General features: G+C 49.2%; 21 protein-coding genes. 7 read left to right on the top strand and 14 right to left on the bottom strand.

What is annotated here, in order from left to right:
* Positions 1 to 52 precede the first annotated feature (52 nt).
* Entirely contained in the window at positions 53 to 2,170 is a 2,118-nt protein-coding gene (gene uvrB / locus ACI0FF_RS05060; protein WP_419799036.1) for an excinuclease ABC subunit UvrB, read from the top strand.
* A 5-nt stretch (positions 2,171 to 2,175) separates the two neighbouring features.
* On the opposite strand, the gene ACI0FF_RS05055 is transcribed toward uvrB, so the two are convergent.
* On the bottom strand, positions 2,176 to 2,796 hold the full coding sequence (locus ACI0FF_RS05055; protein ID WP_419799035.1) for an HNH endonuclease: 621 nt from the start codon (positions 2,794 to 2,796) through the stop codon (positions 2,176 to 2,178).
* Between the two features lie 146 nt (positions 2,797 to 2,942).
* On the opposite strand from ACI0FF_RS05055, the gene ACI0FF_RS05050 reads away from it, so the two are divergent.
* Positions 2,943 to 3,560 (top strand): LysE family translocator, encoded by a 618-nt coding sequence (locus tag ACI0FF_RS05050; protein WP_419799034.1) that lies wholly within the window; start codon positions 2,943 to 2,945, stop codon positions 3,558 to 3,560.
* Between the two features lie 5 nt (positions 3,561 to 3,565).
* A complete protein-coding gene (locus ACI0FF_RS05045) occupies positions 3,566 to 4,282 on the top strand; it encodes a glycerophosphodiester phosphodiesterase family protein (RefSeq protein ID WP_419799033.1) in 717 nt (238 codons plus the stop codon).
* Positions 4,283 to 4,285: 3 nt separating this feature from the next.
* On the opposite strand, the gene ACI0FF_RS05040 is transcribed toward ACI0FF_RS05045, so the two are convergent.
* From ACI0FF_RS05040 to ACI0FF_RS05000, 9 genes are all read right to left on the bottom strand, one after another.
* Positions 4,286 to 4,642, bottom strand: a complete 357-nt coding sequence (locus ACI0FF_RS05040) for an MmcQ/YjbR family DNA-binding protein (RefSeq protein WP_419799032.1) — start codon at positions 4,640 to 4,642, stop codon at positions 4,286 to 4,288.
* Positions 4,639 to 5,409, bottom strand: a complete 771-nt coding sequence (rlmJ, locus tag ACI0FF_RS05035; RefSeq protein WP_419799031.1) for a 23S rRNA (adenine(2030)-N(6))-methyltransferase RlmJ — start codon at positions 5,407 to 5,409, stop codon at positions 4,639 to 4,641. Before rlmJ ends, ACI0FF_RS05040 begins: the two co-directional genes overlap by 4 nt.
* Positions 5,409 to 5,636 carry a hypothetical protein gene (locus tag ACI0FF_RS05030; protein ID WP_419799030.1) on the bottom strand — a complete coding sequence of 76 codons (228 nt, stop codon included), beginning with the start codon at positions 5,634 to 5,636 and terminating at the stop codon, positions 5,409 to 5,411. The genes rlmJ and ACI0FF_RS05030 overlap by 1 nt, the downstream gene beginning before the upstream one ends.
* A gap of 120 nt (positions 5,637 to 5,756) precedes the next feature.
* Positions 5,757 to 6,161: a F0F1 ATP synthase subunit epsilon gene (locus ACI0FF_RS05025; RefSeq protein WP_188666414.1), complete on the bottom strand. Its 405-nt coding sequence runs from the start codon at positions 6,159 to 6,161 to the stop codon at positions 5,757 to 5,759.
* A gap of 33 nt (positions 6,162 to 6,194) precedes the next feature.
* A complete protein-coding gene (gene atpD / locus ACI0FF_RS05020) occupies positions 6,195 to 7,622 on the bottom strand; it encodes a F0F1 ATP synthase subunit beta (RefSeq protein WP_419799029.1) in 1,428 nt (475 codons plus the stop codon).
* Positions 7,623 to 7,662: 40 nt separating this feature from the next.
* Positions 7,663 to 8,556 (bottom strand): F0F1 ATP synthase subunit gamma, encoded by an 894-nt coding sequence (locus ACI0FF_RS05015; protein ID WP_419799028.1) that lies wholly within the window; start codon positions 8,554 to 8,556, stop codon positions 7,663 to 7,665.
* A 34-nt stretch (positions 8,557 to 8,590) separates the two neighbouring features.
* Entirely contained in the window at positions 8,591 to 10,123 is a 1,533-nt protein-coding gene (atpA, locus tag ACI0FF_RS05010; RefSeq protein ID WP_419799027.1) for a F0F1 ATP synthase subunit alpha, read from the bottom strand.
* A complete protein-coding gene (locus ACI0FF_RS05005; protein WP_419799026.1) occupies positions 10,123 to 10,683 on the bottom strand; it encodes a F0F1 ATP synthase subunit delta in 561 nt (186 codons plus the stop codon). Before ACI0FF_RS05005 ends, atpA begins: the two co-directional genes overlap by 1 nt.
* Positions 10,684 to 10,971: 288 nt before the next feature.
* A complete protein-coding gene (locus tag ACI0FF_RS05000; protein ID WP_419799025.1) occupies positions 10,972 to 13,185 on the bottom strand; it encodes a primosomal protein N' in 2,214 nt (737 codons plus the stop codon).
* A 159-nt stretch (positions 13,186 to 13,344) separates the two neighbouring features.
* Here ACI0FF_RS05000 and fsa point away from each other — a divergent pair, with 159 nt between their 5' ends.
* The 3 genes from fsa (at position 13,345) to ACI0FF_RS04985 (ending at position 15,802) form a co-directional block, all read left to right on the top strand.
* Complete coding sequence (gene fsa, locus ACI0FF_RS04995; protein WP_417819989.1) at positions 13,345 to 14,001, top strand: fructose-6-phosphate aldolase; 657 nt, start codon at positions 13,345 to 13,347, stop codon at positions 13,999 to 14,001.
* 123 nt (positions 14,002 to 14,124) lie between these two features.
* Positions 14,125 to 14,823 carry a DUF484 family protein gene (locus ACI0FF_RS04990; RefSeq protein ID WP_419799024.1) on the top strand — a complete coding sequence of 233 codons (699 nt, stop codon included), beginning with the start codon at positions 14,125 to 14,127 and terminating at the stop codon, positions 14,821 to 14,823.
* Position 14,824: 1 nt separating this feature from the next.
* A complete protein-coding gene (locus ACI0FF_RS04985; protein WP_419799023.1) occupies positions 14,825 to 15,802 on the top strand; it encodes a tyrosine recombinase XerC in 978 nt (325 codons plus the stop codon).
* Here ACI0FF_RS04985 and ACI0FF_RS04980 read toward each other — a convergent pair.
* The 4 genes from ACI0FF_RS04980 to ACI0FF_RS04965 are packed head-to-tail and all read right to left on the bottom strand — an operon-like array spanning position 15,799 to position 19,326.
* The gene (locus ACI0FF_RS04980; protein WP_419799022.1) at positions 15,799 to 15,966 is read right to left on the bottom strand and encodes a hypothetical protein; all 168 of its coding nucleotides are present in this window, start codon (positions 15,964 to 15,966) and stop codon (positions 15,799 to 15,801) included. The two genes, ACI0FF_RS04985 and ACI0FF_RS04980, sit on opposite strands and share 4 nt — an antisense overlap.
* A gap of 11 nt (positions 15,967 to 15,977) precedes the next feature.
* Positions 15,978 to 16,769 (bottom strand): metallophosphoesterase family protein, encoded by a 792-nt coding sequence (locus ACI0FF_RS04975; RefSeq protein ID WP_419799021.1) that lies wholly within the window; start codon positions 16,767 to 16,769, stop codon positions 15,978 to 15,980.
* A 12-nt stretch (positions 16,770 to 16,781) separates the two neighbouring features.
* Positions 16,782 to 18,923, bottom strand: coding sequence for an exonuclease domain-containing protein (locus tag ACI0FF_RS04970; protein WP_419799020.1), 2,142 nt, complete (start codon positions 18,921 to 18,923; stop codon positions 16,782 to 16,784).
* A 31-nt stretch (positions 18,924 to 18,954) separates the two neighbouring features.
* The gene (locus tag ACI0FF_RS04965; protein ID WP_419799019.1) at positions 18,955 to 19,326 is read right to left on the bottom strand and encodes a response regulator transcription factor; all 372 of its coding nucleotides are present in this window, start codon (positions 19,324 to 19,326) and stop codon (positions 18,955 to 18,957) included.
* A 156-nt stretch (positions 19,327 to 19,482) separates the two neighbouring features.
* Here ACI0FF_RS04965 and ettA point away from each other — a divergent pair, with 156 nt between their 5' ends.
* Positions 19,483 to 21,162: an energy-dependent translational throttle protein EttA gene (gene ettA, locus ACI0FF_RS04960; protein WP_417819983.1), complete on the top strand. Its 1,680-nt coding sequence runs from the start codon at positions 19,483 to 19,485 to the stop codon at positions 21,160 to 21,162.
* Positions 21,163 to 21,169 lie beyond the last annotated feature (7 nt).

Raw genomic sequence — 21,169 nt, 5'->3', positions numbered from 1 at the left:
TAATCGCGGGTGATGCTTGAGCAATTGCAGTCTTCGGGCTATATCTCAATCCATGACAGTTGATGCGATATTTACCCCACCGAAACATCCCATCCCCAAGGGGGGCAAGGATTTTAAGCTCGTCAGCGATTATCAGCCGGCAGGTGATCAACCGACGGCAATTCGCGAGTTGGTGGAAGGTATTCAAAATGGTGAAAAAGATCAGGTTCTTCTGGGGGTAACGGGCTCCGGTAAAACCTTTACCATCGCCCATGTCATTCAGGAAATGCAGCGTCCCGCTGTTGTCTTGGCACCGAACAAAACCTTGGCCGCGCAGTTGTATGGAGAAATGAAAAGTTTTTTCCCCGACAACCATGTGGAATATTTCGTTTCATTTTATGATTACTACCAACCGGAAGCCTACGTTCCCAAGACCGATACCTATATTGAAAAAGACAGTTCCATCAACGAACAGATTGACCGGATGCGTCATGCTGCAACGCGGTCTTTGCTGGAATATCGCGATACGATCATTGTTGCCTCTGTTTCCTGTATCTACGGGATCGGTGCGGTGGAAACCTATTCTGAAATGACGCTTGGCATTGAAGCAGGTAGTGAATATGACGTGCGCGATTTGATGAAAGGGTTGGTGGAACTGCAATATACCCGCAATGACAACAATTTTCATCGCGGCACATTCCGTGTGCGCGGTGATGTGGTTGAGGTTTTCCCCTCCCACTTTGAAGACCGGGCGTGGCGTTTGTCTTTCTTTGGCGAAGAGTTGGAAGATATTTGGGAATTTGACCCCCTGACCGGTGAAAAAATAACCGCGTTGGATAAAGTCACCGTCTATCCCAACAGTCACTATGTGACCCCGCGCCCGACCTTGATGCAGGCTTCGAAGAAAATCAAGGCAGAGATGAAAGAGCGCGTTGAATGGTTCCGCGCCAATAATAAGCTGATCGAAGCCCAACGTATTGAAGAACGTACAATATTCGATCTGGAAATGATCGAAACCACGGGCTTTTGTTCAGGGATTGAGAATTATTCACGCTATTTGACGGATCGTCTACCTGGTCAGGCCCCCCCGACCTTGTTTGAATATTTACCCGATGATGCCCTGTTAATCGTGGATGAAAGCCACGTTGGCGTGCCACAGATCGGGGGCATGTATCGCGGGGACTATAACCGTAAAAGCACATTGGCCTCTTATGGGTTCCGCTTGCCGTCCTGCGTAGATAACCGCCCGTTAAAATTTGAAGAATGGGATGCCATGCGTCCGCAGTCCATCTTTGTATCTGCAACACCGGGGGACTGGGAAATGGAACGCACCGGCGGTGTCTTTGCCGAACAGGTCATTCGTCCCACCGGTTTGATCGATCCGGTCTGTATCGTGCGCCCGGTTGAAACACAGGTAGATGATTTGCTGAATGAATGCCGTGAAACAGCGGCACGCGGCGAACGGGTTCTGGTCACAACCCTGACAAAACGTATGGCAGAAGACCTGACCGAATATTTTCATGAACAAGGCGTGCGTGTACGTTATATGCACAGTGACATTGAAACACTGGAACGTATTGAAATTATCCGTGATTTGCGTCTAGGCGCGTTTGACGTATTGGTCGGGATCAACCTATTGCGTGAAGGTTTGGATATCCCGGAATGCTCATTGGTTGCGATTTTGGACGCAGATAAAGAAGGTTTCTTGCGTTCCAAACGATCTTTGGTTCAGACAATCGGGCGAGCCGCACGTCATATTAACGGGCGCGTTTTGCTTTATGCTGATAAAATGACGCAAAGTCTGGATTATGCCATTGGTGAAACCAACCGACGGCGTGCCAAACAACAGGCCTATAACGAAGCCAACGGCATTACGCCGCAAACAGTGAAATCCCACATTTCAGACGTGTTGGATGATGTCTCGCAGGGCGATTATATGACGGTTGATACCGGGGCGGGCAACAATAAGCATTTGGTCGGCAAAGACCTGAAAACTGTTCTGGCTGATCTGGACAAGCAGATGAAGGATGCCGCCGCCAATTTGGAATTTGAAGAAGCCGCACGCCTACGTGATGAAATACGTCGTCTGGAAGCCGCCGATCTCGGGTTAAACAAAGCCGGGATTGCCAAGGGGGCAGCAGAACGCGCGGGTGCGGGTGGCGGAAAAAAAGCCAAACGACGCGGGCGTTAAATCGGCTAAGACTTTGTATCCCGAATAATGGCATGTTCAATTCGATGACAATTTGCGCATAGGCATTGCAGATCATCCAATGTGGTTTCTCGTGTACCTTCCAGACTGGATAAGGGAGTCTTGTGATGAACTTCAATACAGCTTTCCCCGATTTTGCCATAGGCTTGGATGGGTTCCAGTCCGCAAAGTTCGCAAAACAAATATCCGTGCTTTAGTTTGAACATCTCTTTTTTACGTTTGGTCAACGTACGGTTTCTTTCCCGGACATAATGCTTTTGTAGGCGCTTTTGACCTTCATATTCACGCTCGTTTTGTCTGTCGTTTGCACTGGGCTGGTGGGGTTGCGTGTTGATGCATTCAAAACCACGCATTTGCAAAATTTTAATGGCAGTCCGGCTATTGAAATGAAAGGGGCGTATGCGTTCCCCATTGCGGCAAATGGACAGGGCTTTCCCAAAAACCATTTTAACGGCGAGAGGCGGGCAAAGAGGAAAAACCAGATAGCAGGACTTTGCGCTTTTAAAATTGGCGTAGTTTTTATGAACTTGAAGAAAGTCGATTGCCTCCAAAATATGAATGTGGGAGACTTTCTCCAATTCCTCATTAGGAAGGGGGATATTAGGCATGTTTCTTTTTTCTAACATTTATCGATCACTAAACAACCAAAAAGTGTCAGCCATGCAAAACAGAGTCAAGTTGAAAAAGTGTGCCATTAATCGCCATTTAATATATTTTTTAATTTATAAAACAAGCCGATAGGAGACCTTTTAGAATGGACATCCAATCATTAATAGCATTGGTCGGCGCAACAGTTATTCTTGCCCTGGTTCCGGGGCCGGTGGTTGCAGCCCTTGTCGGGCGGGCATTATTTGGTGGAATCACTGCAACATTTGGGTTTATTGGCGGGGTTTTTCTGGCCGATTTACTCTGGCTTATTGCTGCAATTTCAGGTCTGGGATATGTGGCAGCAACCTATTCAACATTGTTCCTCGTGATCAAATATCTGGGTGCATGCTATTTGATTTATTTAGGCATACAGGCCATTCGCCATGCCATGCAGGACAATCAGGAAATTAAGATCCCTAAAAAGTCTTATAAGGGCGCTGGATTCGTCAGTGGTCTATTGGTGACATTGGGCAACCCGAAACTGGTGGCCTTTTATGTAGGTTTCCTTCCAACTTTTATTGATATGGAAACCTTGAGCCTGCAAGAAGCCCTCTGGGCTGCCGTGCTCGTTCCTGCGACATTTGCCGGTATCAATTTCGGCTGGGCACTCAGTGCCGCAAAGGCACGCCATATTTTTAAATCCGCAACACCCCTGCGTTTATTGAATTTTATGTCCGGTGGCCTCTTGGTCGGGGCTGGTGTTGTTATGTTAAGTGAAGACTAAAAACCATGCAGATGGCAAATGTGATCGGTCATCGCGGATGTGCGGCACATGCACCGGAAAATTCATTGGCGGGCATTCGTGACGCTGCACGGGTGGGATGTCGCTGGATTGAAGCGGATGCAACTTTGCTGGCGGATGGAACGGTCGTTCTTTTTCACGATGACAGCCTGGATCGTTGTACAAATGCGTCCGGCTTTATTCGGGAAATTGAATGGCAACAAGCTATCCAGCTGGATATCGGGCAATGGTTTGGTGATGGTCGATTTGTCGGGGAACGTATGCCGCTTCTTAAAGATGCGTTGGCCTGTTGTCGCGCATTGAATTTAGGCTTCAATATCGAATTAAAAACCCATCGCGGTGAAGGGGAACAATTAGGGCAAGCCGTAGCTGAAATTGTGGGGGAAGACACAAACAACATTCTCGTTTCCAGCTTTGACCAGGCCGCCTTATTCGGTTTTCGGCAGAAAAATGCGCCTTGCCCGCTGGCCATCATATATGACGAGCTTCCACAGGACTGGGAAAGACAGGCAAATGAATTGAATGCCGTGTCCATTCATCTGTGGGAACGGACTTTGACGAAAGAAATGATTGAAGTCGTCAAACAATCAGGGCGAGACCTCTATGTATTTACCGTCAATGACCGCAAGGAAGCAAAGCGACTGTGGGCCATGGGGGTTGATGGTGTGTTTAGCGATTACCCTGACGTGGTCTTATCCGTTTAAACGTTATATCCCCAACTCGTGACGCAAGGCCTTTGTCAACTTGCCCGTAATAATTTCATAGGCATCGGTAAGATGTTGTAGAAGGTCTTCGTCTGTCATGGCCTCTGGAGATTGAATTTGAACCCATTTCGCCCGCGCCAGATAAGGGGCCGGAACAATACCCTCTTTCTGAGTTAAAATTTCATAGGCAAAATCATTGACCTTAAGACTGATCTTTTGAAATTCCCCGTCCCCGGCACGCGGCGCAATCGCAAATATTTTGCCGCCAATTTTCCAAACATCGGCACCACCCCATTGAAGAACATGGGTACTCCCCCTCAGGGTGGCGCAGTGTTGATTGAATTGCTCTCGGGTAATCATGAATTAAACAGAAAACTTTCCATCTCAGTAACGGCTTCTTTAAAGATTTTGTCAAAGTGCTCCGGTGCGTTTATCAGCGCAAGGCCTGTACCGTACATACCCCGTTCTTTACGCGGACCAACAAGTTCGTAAAAGGTTGCCTCTTTCAAACCCTTTTTAAGTTCTTCATGTCGATCTTCCGGTAACAAAGGATACCAGACCATTTTCACGCCACCGGGCCATCGTTTATGGGCCTGATTAACCAAGCGCGCGATACTGGCATATTCTTCTTTAACTTCATAAGAAGGATCAACTAATAACAGACCATCGGCATTACGCGGGGGGAGATAATCGATTAAACGATCCATTGCATTGCTATGGATCAGGCGTTGGCGTTTATCATCAACCAGATTTTCTTTGAGAATTTCAAATTCGCCGGGGTGGAGTTCAAAGAACAAGCCGCGATGATTAGCAGCCATCATCTGTGCGGTTAAGGCAGGGGACCCGGGATAAATATTTTCCTCAAACCTTGCCACTTGGGCAACGTAATCCTTCAAGGCTTGAGAATGCAGTTCACGGTCCTTTAGGCGTGCAATGCCATCTTTCCATTCCCCTGTTTTTTCCGATTCTTCCGAAGTCAGGTTATAAAGACCACGCCCACTGTGACTATCAATAAAAGTCACGAGTTTTGGCAGTGTGCCTAAATATTTAAGCAAGAGAACAAGTGCCGTATGTTTATGAACATCGGCGATATTGCCGGCATGGTAGCCGTGCTGGTAACTGAGCATTATTTAAGAGCTTCGACTTCTGCGGCCAATTTTTGCAGATGATTGAGACGTCCGAGACTTTCGCAATTCAAGCTGTTGCGCACGGCCTCTAATTCGTCCAGATGTTTATTCACACTGCGTAAACGGTTACTGGCGGCGGATTTCTTACCGCTTTCCAGATCGTCTTTGGCCTGATTGATTTTGGCGCGGTATTCCACGAACGTAGGATAGGTAATGGTTTGTGACATAAAGCCCTCCTTCCTTTTGCATCAGTAAAAATGATGGCAAGATAAAAAGAACCTGTCAAAGAAAAAGGGCGCATGGCAAAACCATACGCCCTGTTTTCATGTTTCTTGAGAGTGCTTAGTTTAAGCACCACAAGCTGCGAGCATTGCTTCAGCAGCGCGCAATTCACGCTCCGCATCTTTTTTGGCAATGTCGTTGTCTGCTGCTTGCAAGGCATCATTTGCCTTTTGCAAGCGGGCTTCGGCGTGATCACGGTTGAGTTCATCAAGCGCAATCGCTTCTTCCGCCAAAACAGCACAGCGTGTTCCAGAAACTTCAGCAAAACCGCCTTCGACAAAAATACGTTTTGCAATTTTGTCGTTTTCATAGATGTCGATGATGCCGGGACGTACCGTCGTCAGCATCGGCGTGTGTCCGGGCAGAACACCGAAGTCACCTTCGCCGCCCGGAACCACAACCATTTCTACATCTTCAGACAGAAGCAGCTTGGCCGGGGAAACGAGTTCGAACTGGACAGTGTCAGTCATTGTATTGTCTCCTGGCTAGTGGTTTCTGAATGATTACGCAGCGTCTGCAGCCATTTTCTTGGCTTTCTCGAGGGCTTCCTCGATACCGCCAACCATATAGAACGCAGCTTCCGGCAGATGGTCGTATTCACCGGCCACGATGCCTTCAAACGCCTTCACTGTGTCGTCAAGTTTAACGTATTTACCCGGTGAACCTGTGAACACTTCCGCGACGTGGAAGGGCTGAGACAGGAAGCGCTGGATTTTACGTGCACGTGCAACCAACATTTTATCTTCTTCAGACAATTCGTCCATACCAAGGATGGCGATGATGTCTTGCAAAGATTTGTATGTTTGCAGTACGCGCTGAACTTCACGAGCCACTTTATAGTGGACTTCACCAACGACGCGCGGCTCAAGTACACGAGATGTGGAATCGAGCGGATCCACAGCCGGGTAAATGCCGAGCTCGGCGATAGAACGGTTCAAAACGGTTGTTGCATCCAAGTGGGCAAAAGACGTAGCCGGCGCCGGGTCAGTCAAGTCATCGGCAGGTACGTAAATTGCTTGTACAGATGTAATGGAACCTTTCTTCGTGGACGTAATACGTTCCTGAAGGTTACCCATCTCGGTTGCAAGTGTCGGCTGATAACCTACCGCAGACGGGATACGACCCAACAGGGCGGACACTTCTGAACCAGCCTGTGTGAAACGGAAGATGTTATCAACGAAGAACAGAACGTCTTGACCTTCTTCATCACGGAAATATTCCGCCAAAGTCAGACCTGTCAAGGCAACACGAGCACGCGCTCCCGGTGGTTCGTTCATCTGACCGTAAACCAGTGCCGCTTTAGACTCATCAGAGTCCAGCTTGATAACACCGGATTCGATCATTTCGTGGTAAAGGTCGTTCCCTTCACGAGTACGTTCCCCAACACCCGCGAATACGGAGAAACCACCGTGGCCTTTTGCGATGTTGTTGATCAATTCCATGATAAGAACGGTTTTACCTACACCGGCACCACCGAACAGACCAATTTTACCACCCTTCGCATACGGTGCGAGAAGGTCGATAACCTTGATGCCTGTTTCCAGAACTTCAGTCTCGGTAGACTGTTCTGAGAATGTCGGCGCTTCACGGTGGATCGGCAGTGTGCCTTTGGATGTTTTCAGATCGCCGCGTTCATCGATGGCTTCACCGATAACGTTGATGATACGACCCAGTGTTTCCGGACCAACAGGAACGGAAATCGGCGCACCTGTATCAACAACTTCCTGACCGCGAACCAAGCCGTCGGTCGTATCCATCGCGATACAACGAACTGTGTTTTCACCCAAGTGCTGGGAAACTTCCAGCACCAAACGTTTGCCCTGGTTTTGAAGTTCCAGAGCGGACATGATTTCCGGCAAAGTTTCTCCGAACTGAACGTCGACAACGGCGCCCAGTACCTGTGTAACTTTACCTACATTTTTTTTGCTCATCGCAAAAAGCTCCTACTTCGCAAATATTTGCGTCTAACGGTTACAGCGCTTCTGCGCCGGAAATGATTTCGATCAGCTCACTTGTAATAGCGGCTTGACGTGCACGGTTGTAAGTCAAGGTCAGATTATCAATCATGTCCCCGGCGTTACGTGTTGCGTTGTCCATGGCTGCCATACGGGCACCTTGTTCGGAAGCAAAGCTTTCCAACATGGCGCGGAAAATCTGTACCGAAAGGTTACGCGGCAGAAGTTCTTCCAGAATGTCTTCTTCAGAAGGTTCGTACTCGTACAAAGCCTTCAGTTCATCATCCTGTTCTTCCTCGTTGGACTCAACTTCATCCAATTGGAAAGGAATAACCTGCAGCGGCGTGACTTCTTGTGTAATGGCGGATACAAACTTGTTGTATACGACTGTACAAACATCGATCTCACCTTCTTCAAACATCGTACGGATGCGAAGTGCAATGACATCGGCGTCTGAATATTGCGCACCGTTCTTTGTCAGATCTTCCATCGTTTCAAGGATTGTGTCCCCGAACTGACGGCGAACCTGATCACGACCTTTGCGCCCCAGACACAAGACTTTTACAGATTTGCCAGCTTGTTTAAGCTCAGCAATCTTATTCCGGGCAAAACGGCCAATGTTTGCGTTGAAACCACCGCACAGACCACGGTCAGAAGACACCAGCACGATGAGGTGCTTTTCGTCTTTGCCGTTGCCTGCAAGCAGTTCCGGAGCGCCTTGGACACCGTCGAAGCTCTTTGCAAGAGCTCCGACCATAGCTTCCATACGCTCGGCATAGGGGCGGGCGGATTCTGCAGACATTTGTGCCTTACGCAGTTTCGCGGCCGCCACCATCTTCATGGCCGAAGTGATCTTCTGTGTCGATTTGACACTGTCGATCCTGATCTTTAGGTCCTTGAGGTTGGGCATATGCCTAATTCCTCTTCTTCAACGATGAAAACGATTAAGCGAAAGACTTAGTGAAGTCGTCTAGATACTTCTTCAGTTTTTCGGTGGTCTCATCGCTGAGGGCCTTCTCACTACGGATTGTTGTGAGGATATCAGCACCGTTTGCGCGAACGTCGTTCAACATGGCAGCTTCGTAACGGTTCACGTCCGTTGCTTTGATGCCATCCAGATAGCCGTTCACACCAGCGAAGATGGATACAACTTGCTCTTCAACCGGAAGCGGAGAGAATTGCGGTTGTTTCAGCAATTCTGTCAGGCGCTCACCACGAGCCAGCAGTTTTTGCGTAGACGCATCCAAATCAGATGCGAACTGTGCAAAGGCTGCCATTTCACGGTACTGAGCCAATTCCAGTTTAACGGAACCCGCAACCTGTTTCATGGCTTTGATCTGTGCAGAAGAACCTACACGAGATACAGAAAGACCAACGTTAACAGCCGGACGGATACCTTTATAGAACAGTTCGGTTTCCAAGAAGATCTGACCGTCCGTAATGGAAATTACGTTTGTCGGAATAAACGCGGAAACGTCACCACCTTGTGTTTCAATAACCGGCAAAGCCGTCAATGAACCAGCACCCATGGCGTCAGACATTTTACAAGCACGTTCCAGCAGACGGGAGTGCAAGTAGAATACGTCACCCGGATAAGCTTCACGGCCCGGCGGGCGACGCAGAAGCAGGGACATTTGACGATAAGCAACTGCCTGTTTGGACAGGTCATCGTAACCGATCAGTGCGTGCATACCGTTGTCACGGAAGTACTCACCCATCGCAGCGCCACAATAAGGTGCCAAGAACTGCATCGGAGCCGGTTCAGAAGCTGTCGCAGCAACGATGATGGAATATTCCAGCGCGCCGTTTTCTTCGAGAACTTTAACCAACTGTGCAACAGTCGAACGTTTCTGACCAACCGCAACATAGACGCAGTACAGCTTTTCGCTTTCGTCTTTGGCGTTGTCGTTTACGTTTTTCTGGTTCAAAATGGTGTCCAGAATGATGGCTGTTTTACCAGTCTGACGGTCACCAATGATCAATTCACGTTGACCACGGCCAACCGGGATCAAGCTATCAACAGCTTTCAAACCAGTTTGTACGGGTTCGTGTACAGACTTACGCGGGATAATGCCCGGCGCTTTTACTTCCATCAACTGGTTAGTAACGTCTTTCAACGGACCTTTGCCATCGATCGGGTTGCCCAGACCGTCAACAACGCGACCCAAAAGGCCACGGCCAACCGGCACTTCCACGATGGCGCCAGTACGTTTAACTGTATCGCCTTCTTTGATAGCGCGGTCATCACCGAAAATAACGATACCGACGTTGTCGGTTTCCAAGTTCAGTGCCATACCTTTCAAGCCACCTGGGAATTCAACCATTTCCCCGGCTTGAACGTTATCCAAACCATGTACGCGGGCGATACCGTCACCCACAGACAAGACTTGACCAACCTCAGCTACGTCAGCCTCGGTTCCGAAATTAGCGATCTGTTCTTTGAGGATCGCAGAAATTTCCGCGGCGCGGATTTCCATCACCCAACCCCTTTCATGGCGAGTTGAAGATGCTGCAACTTGGTGCGCAAGGAACTATCTACCATGCGCGAGCCGACCTTGACGATTAAACCGCCAAGGAGTGCAGAGTCCACCTTCTGTTCAACAGCGACATCACTGCCAATTGCTTCTTTAAGAGAAGCGGTCAACGAATCAACTTGCTTTTGCGTTAGCTTTTTAGCGGAAGTAACTTCAGCAGATACTTCGCCTTTATGCGCGGCAAGAAGCGATTGGAACGCAAGGATCATGCCTTCCAGTTCAAAGAGGCGACGATTTTGTGCCACCACCCCGATAAATCGTTTCGTGAGATCTGAAATTTGTGCCTTGTCCATGACAGCAGTCATGGCGCGGCCTTGTTCTTCGCGTGCAATCACGGGACTTAGAACAAGTTTGGTTAGATCTTCGCTTTCGCTCAGCATTACACTGAGGTCAGAAAGATCCTGAGCCACTTGATCGACCGCACCGTTATCAACCGCTAGCTCAAATAGAGCATTGGCATAACGACCGGCAAGTCCGCTTGCACCTTGTGCTTTAGAAGCCACCTGGGACAGCCCTCGACATCTGGTCCACCCGAAGGGACATGGTAGCCACGTCCCCCAACGACAAAATCACCCTATTCGCACAGCAGACAGCTTTGCGACAGAGTGGCGATGTCATAACACACCGTTGATGGTAGATGCAAGCGAGCATCTCGCACTTGCCCAAATTATTCGAAACATGCGGAATATAAGGCAGATTCGCGGCTGTGGTCATACCAAAATAGTTAAGAAAACGGCTTCTGAAGCAAGAGAATCGGGCATTCATTTCGAATTCTTCAGATTGAAAGATTCTTACAAAAAACTGTAAGGGTCAATATCGACCTGTACGCGAACAGCGTTAGAGATGTTCGTTCGTCCCAGCCAGTCTTTCACAATTGCCTGAATGGGGATGTTTTTATCTGTTTTCAGAAGCAATCGACGACGATGACGCCCCCGGATCATGGATAAGGGAGCCGGTGCAGGCCCCAGCGCAAGAAGGCCGGGGCCATGTGGGGCGTTACGTCCCAATGCATTAGCCGCATCATCGACAAGAACTTCATCTTCACCGGACACAATCAGGGCACAAAGTCGACCAAAAGGCGGCATCCCTGCCCCACGCCGGGCTTCGGCTTCTGTTTGCAAGAAACGGTCACGCAAACCGGATTTTAAGGCCTTCATCACCGGATGATCAGGCATGAAGGTCTGTAACATGACGGTACCGGGTTTATCACCGCGTCCCGCACGCCCGGCAACCTGATATAAAAGCTGATATGTACGTTCGCTGGCGCGCAGGTCCCCACCCGACAAACCTAAATCGGCATCGACCACACCGACAAGGGTCAGCATGGGGAAATGATAGCCTTTGGCGACCATTTGGGTTCCAATCAGCAAATCAACTTCATGGTTTTCAATTTTCGCAACCAGTTCTGCGGCCTGTGCAGGCGAAGTCACCGTATCACTGGCGGCAACAATGGTGCGCAGTTCAGGAAAGGTTTCTTCCACTTCTTCAGCAAGACGTTCCACACCCGGACCGCAGGCTGCGAAATTGTTTTCGCTTTCACAGGATGGGCAGGTGCGCAGCGGTCTGGTGAAATATCCACAATGGTGACATTGCAGCTTTCCCGCCTTGCGATGTTCAACCAACCAGCTTGTGCAATTGGGGCATTGCAGGCGATGTCCACAGGATCGGCACAAGGTCAAGGGGGCATAGCCGCGCCTGTTGAGATACAGCATGACCTGTTCGCCGCGTTCCACCGTTTCTTTGATCGCGGTGATTAAACTGGGGGAAAGCCATTTCTGGCGTTCCGGTTTATCCAGCCGTAAATCAATTGTGACGACACAAGGTAAGGGCACACCGGCGTGACGGGCAGGCATGTGCAAGTTATCATAACGCCCTTCCCAACTGTTGACCGCTGTTTCCAACGATGGCGTCGCCGAGGCCAGCACGACGGGCAAGTGTCCCATCTGGGCGCGCACAACCGCCATGTCCCGTCCATTATAAATAACACCTTCTTCTTGCTTGAAAGAGGCATCATGTTCTTCATCGACAACAATAAGGCCGAGATCACGAAAGGGCAGAAATAATGCGGAACGTGCACCGATAACAACTTTCGCCTGCCCGCGCACGACCGCGCGCCAAGTTTGTTTGCGCCGGGCTAGCCCGATATCGGAATGCCAAACCGCTGGTTCTGTCCCAAATCGTGTTTTAAAACGATTAAGCCATTGTGAGGACAACGCGATTTCAGGCAAAAGAACGAGCACTTGCTTATTGCGAGAAAGGGCCTTGGCCACAGCTTCGAAATAAACTTCTGTTTTCCCAGAACCCGGCACACCATCCAATAAGGTGACGCTGAAACCGTCTTTTGTGCCGGCATTTTGTGTTTTTGCCACCAGATCGTTGGCGGCTTTTTCCTGTTGTTCGGCCAGTTTATAACCGTCGCGTTGCCAATCCGGTTCCCCAAACGGCGAAGAATCGTTGATTTGAACCGGCTCCAATATCCCCAGATCAACCAACCCTTTGACAACACCTACCCCAACGCCGGCCTCGCGGGCAATGTCGCTGGCAGCCATCGGAATCATGCCTTCCATAAAATCCAGCACGCTTTGACGGGCCTTAGTGATTTTCAAACCATCCGGGATCGGGGAGGACTTTTTAATATAAGCAATCTTGGGGGCTGGATCTTTCAACGCACCGGGGACCGACATGACCATTTTCAGGATTGATCCTGCAGGCTGCAAAGTATAACGCGCCACCCAATCGACAAATTTGCGAGAGGCTTCGGGGACCGGCGCTTGAGAAAGAACCTCCTGCACGCATTTCAATTTTTCAAAGGGAAGGTCATTTTCCGGTGGATCAAGGGTCCAGACAACGCCAATGCGTTCGCGCGACCCCAGTGGCACGACGACGAAATCACCCTCATTCACCGTCATGGCAGGCGGTAAAGCATAATCGTATACCCCGCTCAAAGGCAGGGGAAGCAGGACGCTGATGCGTCTTTCCTGATCAGCAAATAAGGACACGCCCACTATTTTGTCCGCGAAAGGGACACTCCTCTTTATATGTTTCTGCGTACAGAGTTTGAAACTTTATATCATTCTGTGTTTTTATGTCATAAAGTCTTTACCAAATCCGCCTAAAACGGAAAAACAGATAGTGTCTTATATTGTTAAGCAAGGAAGAGCCAGATGAAGTTTTTTGTCGATACCGCCGATGTAACGGAAATTAAAGAGCTTGCCGACGTCGGTCTGTTGGACGGCGTGACAACCAATCCTTCCCTGATTGCCAAATCGGGCCGCAAGTTTCTGGATGTGGTCGGTGAAATTTGTGACATTGTGGACGGTCCCGTCAGTGCCGAAGTGACAGCGCCGGATTTTGACACCATGATGAAAGAAGCAGCTGTCTTGCGCAAAATCGCCGATAACGTGGCGATTAAAGTGCCGATGACCCGTGACGGGATTAAAACCTGTAAACATTTGGCTGATGATGGTTGCAAGGTCAATGTAACGCTGGTGTTTTCTGCGGCACAAGCCTTGTTGGCAGCCAAGGCCGGGGCGGCGTTCGTTTCTCCGTTTATTGGTCGTTTGGATGATTTGGGTCAGGACGGTATGAGCCTGATTGAAGATATTGTTGAGATTTACGCCAATTATCCGGATTTCCAAACCGAAGTTCTGGCAGCTTCCATTCGTGGACCGTTGCATGTGGTGCAGGCCGCACAAGCTGGTGCTGACGTTGCAACCGTTCCGGCAAAAGCCTTATGGCAGTTGTTTAATCATCCGTTGACAGACAAGGGCCTGGAAGCATTTGAAGCTGATTGGGCGAAGACAGGTCAAAGCATTCTGTAAAATCAGGGTGTTGTTTTTTCTTCACGGCCAATCTTCCTATAAGAACAGGCCGTGAAGAAATGATTCAAATTTACCCTTCTATGCTTTACACTGATAGCAACACATTTTGCGAAGGCTGATCCCATGACGACAAACAGCAGGGATAAACATATTTGCAATGATTTGGGCGATAACGATATCATTGCCTATCTCAAGAAACATCCCGATTTTTTTGTGCAAAACCCCAACATTCTGGAAGTGATGGAACTTCCGGCACGTTATAGCGGGGAGCAAATCGTTGATTTGCAGCACGAAGCCTTGAAGCGTTTGCGCGCAAAACAGGATGTGTTGGTTGATAATTCGCGCACGAACATGTCGATACAAACCGCAACTCATGAAGCCGTTCTCGCCATGTTGGAAGCCCGCTCGCTGGATGAATTTATTGGTATTGTACAAGATGAATTGCCGGTCTTGTTGGATATTGATATGGCGGCAGTTGCTTTGGAAGGAGCCGTCGAAGCAATTGATATGTCAGCAGAAGGCATGCCGGTTTTACTGCCCAACGGCGAAGTTCAAAACAGACTCGGCGATAGCGATGTGCAATTGATTGCCCGTGTTGAAGGCGGCGATCATCTGTTTGGCGCGGCACGTGACCTTGTGCGCTCTGTTGCCTTGGCGCGTCTTTATCCCAGCGAAGTCATGCCAACCGGTCTTTTGATTTTGGGTGCGCGTGATGAAAATATGTTTCATCCCCATCAAGGAACCGAATTGATTACCTTTATGGCGCGGGTTGCGGAAATCCTGGTGGAAAAATGGCTAGAGCAAGGCGAACTGGAAGACTGATTTGGCAACAAATGCAGACAGCCTGAACCGGATACAATTTGACTGTGAGCCAGCCTTAAAAGAGGCAATTGCCTTGTGGCGACGGTGGCTGGAAAGTGAACGTCGCGCCTCCAAACACACGCTGGATGCTTATTTGCGCGACCTGTCGGCTTTTTTTATCTTTTCGCAAAACCTGCTGGGGTACCCGGCTGGGGTGGACGATTTACGCAGTTTCAGTGCGGCCGATTTTCGCGGATTTCTGGCAGACCGAACCGAAGCCGGGATTGCGCGCAGCTCCATCAATCGCCAAATGTCAACGTTGCGTAATTTTTTTAAGTTTTTAAACCAGCAAGGCATTTTGGAAAACCCGGCATTGGCGGCTGTGCGTACACCAAAACAAAAACAAGCGGTCCCCAAGGCCCTATCCCAACAAGAAGCTGTCGTTTCGTTAGATGCGATTGCTCAACTCAGCCAAGGTGACTGGCATGACAAAAGAGGATTGTCATGGGTTGCAAAACGCGATGCGGCTATTTTGACCCTGCTTTATGGCTGTGGCTTGCGCATTGGGGAAGCATTGGGCCTAAAACGCAAAGAAGCCCCGAACACAGATGTCATGCGGGTTACAGGAAAGGGCAATAAGGAACGCATGGTCCCGGTTCTGCCGTTGGTGATTGAGGCACTCAATGCCTATCTGGAAGATTGCCCGTTTGATTTAAAACAAAACGGTCCATTGTTTGTCGGGGCACGCGGCAAGGCATTGGACCCCGGTGTGATACAACGTCAAATCCGAAAATTGCGCCCATTGTTAAATTTGCCGGAAACAGCAACGCCCCATGCGTTGCGTCATAGTTTTGCGACGCATTTGCTGGCAGGCGGCGGGGATTTGCGCACGATACAGGAATTGTTGGGCCATGCTTCATTGTCTACAACGCAACGTTATACAGCCGTGGATGAAGTCAAGCTGAATACGGAATATAAAAAAGCACACCCCCGTGCTTAAGACTTATCTTTGTTGGTGACATCCCCAAAGAAAAACTGTTTGCCAAATATCAGCATAATAAAAACAGCGCCGAGTTCAGCAGCAAAAGCGAGCATCAGATCCTGTGTAAAAAAGAAAGTGGCAAGGAAGACAATCGCCATAATGATCCAGGCAAGATATCTCATTTTAAGTTTCCTTATTCATCGGTTGTGACCTGAAAGACAGTCATTTCAGAATTAAAAAAAAGCGCACCGGATAAAACGCCATATAAGCAGGCCCCTGTATCCAGTCCAATGCGATGGGGTTCCAGAACAGGTCCCGGCAGCACAGTATGCCCATGTACTATAAAAGTTCCGTTCTCAAAAGGACCAGCATGTTCTAGAAATTCATCACGTATCCATGCCCAATGTTTTGGATGTGTGGATAATTTCGTTGCATTGAAATTATCTTCGATGGAAATGGCAGGGTCTATCCCGGCATGAACACATAGGATATTCCCGCTTTTATAATGGCTGGCGAAGTTATTGAGTTGTTCAATGCGTTGTGCCCCCAAAGCTTTGACCAGGGCTTTACGATGTTCATAAATCGGGGTTTGCGCAATCGGAGGGATTTTAATATTCAGGTTTTCCAATGTGGAAAGGCCCCCATTCCCCCGCCATAAAGCCCATTGCATGCGATAATTAGCCATATCAGCATTTAGAACCCGTAACAAAAGCTGTTCATGATTGCCCATTAGGGGAATAATATTCCAATCATTAATCCCTTCACGGATCAGATCTAAAACCTCAATAGCAGCATCACCACGATCAATAATATCGCCCAGCAAGACCAAATCGACCCGTTTGCAGGTGGGTGGAATCACTTTTTTGATAGTCGGCAGGATACGGACCAATAAATCGAAACGCCCATGAATATCCCCGATAGCCACAAGGGCAACATCTTTTTCCGCAAAGGCGGGAACAGGACAGGCGTTGCGAATGATTTCCAAGGGGAAGGCTCCTTAGAATTGGGCTTGTTGGGCACGTACTTCAACGATTTTGTGACTGGCGCGAAGCGCATCGTTTAGCGTGATAATGCCACGTGCCTTTAACATCGGGATCATGCGCAGGAAAATACCTGCGGTAACAAGTGTATCGCCAATAGCGGTATGGCGTCCTTCGATTTCAATCCCAAAACGATGGGCGATGTCGTCAAGGGAATGTTCCGTTTTATGGTCATGCAGCAACACTGAAAGCAACAAGGTATCCAGAACAGGGTGATCGAAATTCAATCGGCATTCATCCTGTTTAAGATGTAGAAATTTCATATCAAAAGCCGCATTGTGGGCAACCAAAACCGTATCTTTCGCGAATTCAAAAAATTGCGGCAGGACGATTTGTGCAGGCGGCTTATCTTTGACCATATCATCCGTGATACCATGAAATCTGATGGATGATTTTGGGATTTTACGATTGGGGTTAACCAGACGGGCAAAAGATTCCCCGGTTAAAATTCGCCCATTGAGGATACGTACGCCTGCCAATGCGATAATTTCGTCACCACCGGACGGTTTAAGCCCTGTCGTTTCTGTGTCAAAAACGACATAAGAGAGATCACTTAAAGGACGATCCCCCCATTCTCCAAGTGGTTTATCGGATGGATTGAGCAGCGAGAAATCATAAAATTCCGGTCGGGCAGGCAAATCTTCGCTGGTTTTATCGGCCATTGGACGTTGTGCTGCCATCATGGGCAGGCGCAGCCGGGACCAACCGTCTTCCATTCTTTCGCTCCACATCTCGCAACGATGGTGTTCCAGAATGTCGCGCAGGCTCATACCGCCGATGGATTCTTGCAAGTTGATGTCCAGCCAGCTATCAATCTCGGCTGAGGACAGTTCTTTTCCTGACCAGATAACATCGATATGGATACGTCCATCGCGTTGCACCGATTGCAGGTCAAAATCCTGTGCCCCGGTAATTTTGTGGATATTGTGAACAATCTGATCCAGCGCCAGAACAAGGGAATGACTATCCCCGCGCAGCCAGCAGGGAATACCGGTCATCATGGCGGTGATATTTTTTTCATCCTTCAGACGCAAGGAAACGAGGCTCAGCAGGTTTGCAGAATAAATATCGGCCATCGGCCAATGCCCAGTGGCAAGACCGTGGTAATCACTTGCCAGATGATCGATCCGCTCGGAAAGTTTTTGACTTTCTTCCAGCAGGACATTTTGAAAACGCACACGCATTGCCTGCGGCATTTCGTCGTTTCTTGTCACCATTTCCGCGGCCGCACGCAGGTTGGCTATGGGTTGGCGCAGGCCTTCGGTAGCTTCGCGCAACAGATGGTCCCGTTTTCCCAATGCCCCCAATTCTTCAGTAATATCCTGAAAGGTCAGGACATAGCTGACAGGTATATTTTCTTCATCCCCTAACAATAAGGTCATACGCGCTTCCAATGTGAAGCGTCCGTCACGGGTTGCACAGACGAAAGAGGTACTGAGACCTTCCGGGTGTTTTTCGTGGCGATGTTCAGCCAGACGGTTGCGAAGACGACGAAGGGAATGCAACAAAGGTGGGTTGTCGATCACACTAAACAACGAACGCCCCAATCCGATGTCACCACTGATATGCAAGAGGGAAAGGGCGCGTTGGTTATAAAGCAAAACCTGATTGTTGAGGTTGCAGATAATAACCCCTTCGTACAAATCCTTTAAGACGGCTTCCAGTGTTTTCTTTTGTTCAACGGTCTGGGCGGTCGCGTCCTTGATCGCTTGATCAACTTCAAGACGTTGGCGGCGATATTGACGGGCAAGGTCGCGCACCGTTTCCGGCAAATGGTCCAGATAACGCCCCGATGAAACTTCAACACGATGGTTTTTGTTACTGTGCAGGATGGTTTGAATATCGCGGATAAGCCCCTGAATGGGAGTGGCAACGTTCAAATCAAACAATGCCCCGATGGCGATAATAGATAAACCAATGCCGATCGTCGCCCCCAGCCCAAACAGCAACAGGCTGTCAGCCGGGTCGTTATGGGTCTGAATATGGTCAAAGGCAAAATAAAAACTGGCAACGATTATGGACAGGCAGAAGAACCCCAAAAGGGCGAAAAACAGCAACGTGCGGACACGTAAGCTTAATTTTGAAATGCGCCTGAGCATGGAACTCCCCCTCCTGACAGCAGCGCCTGTTTTACGCGTCGCCTAACAGTTCCTTGATCCGCTTGGTCAATTCGCTGGTAGAAAATGGCTTGGTCACATAATCGGTTGCCCCAAGGGCGAGCCCTTTTTCTTTTTCTACTTCCCGTCCCTTTGCGGTCAGCATGATAATGGGAATAGCGGCCCATTCTTCGGATCGGCGCAAGGTTTGGCAGACATCATAACCGTCGCGTCCCGGGATCATGAGGTCCAGCAAGATCAGGTCCGGTGTTTTTTCAACAACAGCTTCCAGTGCCTCGTTCCCATCGCGTGCGATACGGACTTCGTATCCGGCTTGGGTCATGAGAAATTCAAGTGACAAAACAATATTGGGTTCGTCATCCACGACAAGGACCGATTTGGTCATTTTAACTCCCTGAATATAGACTGTTTCTTTTTTTAGAGGTCTTATAATCCTTTTTTCTGCATAATAACACGTTTTTATAGGCATGACATAGCCTCGCAGTCCTGCTAAAAGACTATCCAAATCATCTTTCATTTTACATTTGGATATTAAGGTACGATGGCATCTTATCAATACGTATATGTTATGAAGGGCCTTTCCAAGGTCTATCCGGGCGGCAAAAAAGTTGTAGAGGATGTATTCCTTTCCTTCCTGCCGGGCGCAAAAATCGGTGTTCTGGGTCACAACGGCACAGGTAAATCGACCCTGATGCGCATTATGGCGGGTCTGGACACGGAATATAACGGCGAAGCATGGGCCGCCGATGGGGCAAAAGTCGGCTATCTGCCGCAGGAACCACAACTGGACCCGACCAAGACCGTTGCGGAAAACGTCATGGAGGCCTTGGGTCAAACCAAGCGCGATCTGGATCGTTTCAACGAAATCAGCGCCAAGTTCATGGAACCCATGACCGATGACGAGATGAATGAACTTCTGGCGGAACAAGGCGAATTGCAGGAACGCATTGATGCCTCAAACGGTTGGGAAATCGAACGCACCATCGAAATTGCGATGGATGCGCTGCGTTGCCCGCCGGGTGACTGGTCCGTTGATAAACTGTCCGGTGGTGAAAAACGCCGTGTGGCCTTGTGTAAACTGCTGCTGGAAAAACCCGATCTGTTGCTGCTTGACGAACCGACAAACCATTTGGATGCAGAATCGGTTGCATGGTTGGAACGTTTCCTTGAAACCTACGAAGGCACTGTTGTCGCTGTTACCCACGATCGTTACTTCCTGGATAATGTCGCAGGCTGGATTCTGGAACTGGACCGGGGCCGTGCCATCCCTTACGAGGGCAACTACACCCAATGGCTGGAACAGAAGAAAAAACGTCTGGAACAGGAATCCAAAGAAGAAGCGGCACGCCAAAAGACTTTGGATCACGAGATGGAGTGGATCAAACAATCCCCGAAAGCCCGTCAGGCCAAATCCAAAGCCCGTATCAAATCTTACGAAGAGCTGCTTAACAAAGACATTAAAGAGCAGATCAATAACGCACAAATCGTCATTCCGGCTGGTCCGCGTCTGGGCGATGTGGTTATTAAGGCCGAAGGTGTCGCCAAGGGCTTTGACGATAAACTGCTTTATGAAAACCTCGAGTTTAACCTGCCTGCCGGTGGGATCGTCGGGATTATCGGGCCGAACGGTGCGGGTAAAACCACGTTGTTCCGTATGATCACGGGTCAGGAAACACCGGATGCCGGGACATTTACGGTCGGGCAAACGGTCAAGCTTGGTTATATCGACCAAAGTCGCGACAGTCTGGCAGATGACAAAACGGTCTGGGAAGAAATTTCAGACGGTCTGGATGTGATTGAACTGGGCAAAGGTTCCATGCAAAGCCGGGCTTATGTGTCGCGCTTTAACTTTAAGGGCGGGGATCAACAGAAAAAAGTCGGTCAGCTTTCCGGTGGGGAACGTAACCGCGTTCACTTGGCGAAAATGCTGAAAGAAGAAGCCAACGTGCTGCTGCTTGACGAACCGACAAACGATCTGGACGTCGACACCTTGCGCGCATTGGAAGATGCTCTTGAAAACTTTGCCGGTTGTGCCGTGGTTATCTCGCACGATCGCTGGTTCCTTGATCGTATCGCCACCCATATCCTCGCGTTTGAAGGCAACTCCGAAGTCGTCTGGTTTGAAGGCAACTACGAAGACTACGAAGCCGATCGCAAACGCCGCCTCGGCGCCGATGCCGATCAGCCGCACCGTTTGAAATTCAAGCCGTTGACGCGTTAATTTTGTA

It is taken from the genome of Terasakiella sp. 4MB5A (assembly GCF_050058155.1).
Classification (GTDB): Bacteria; Pseudomonadota; Alphaproteobacteria; order Rhodospirillales; family Terasakiellaceae; genus Terasakiella; species Terasakiella halodenitrificans.
This window is presented reverse-complemented; position numbering and strand designations above follow the sequence as displayed.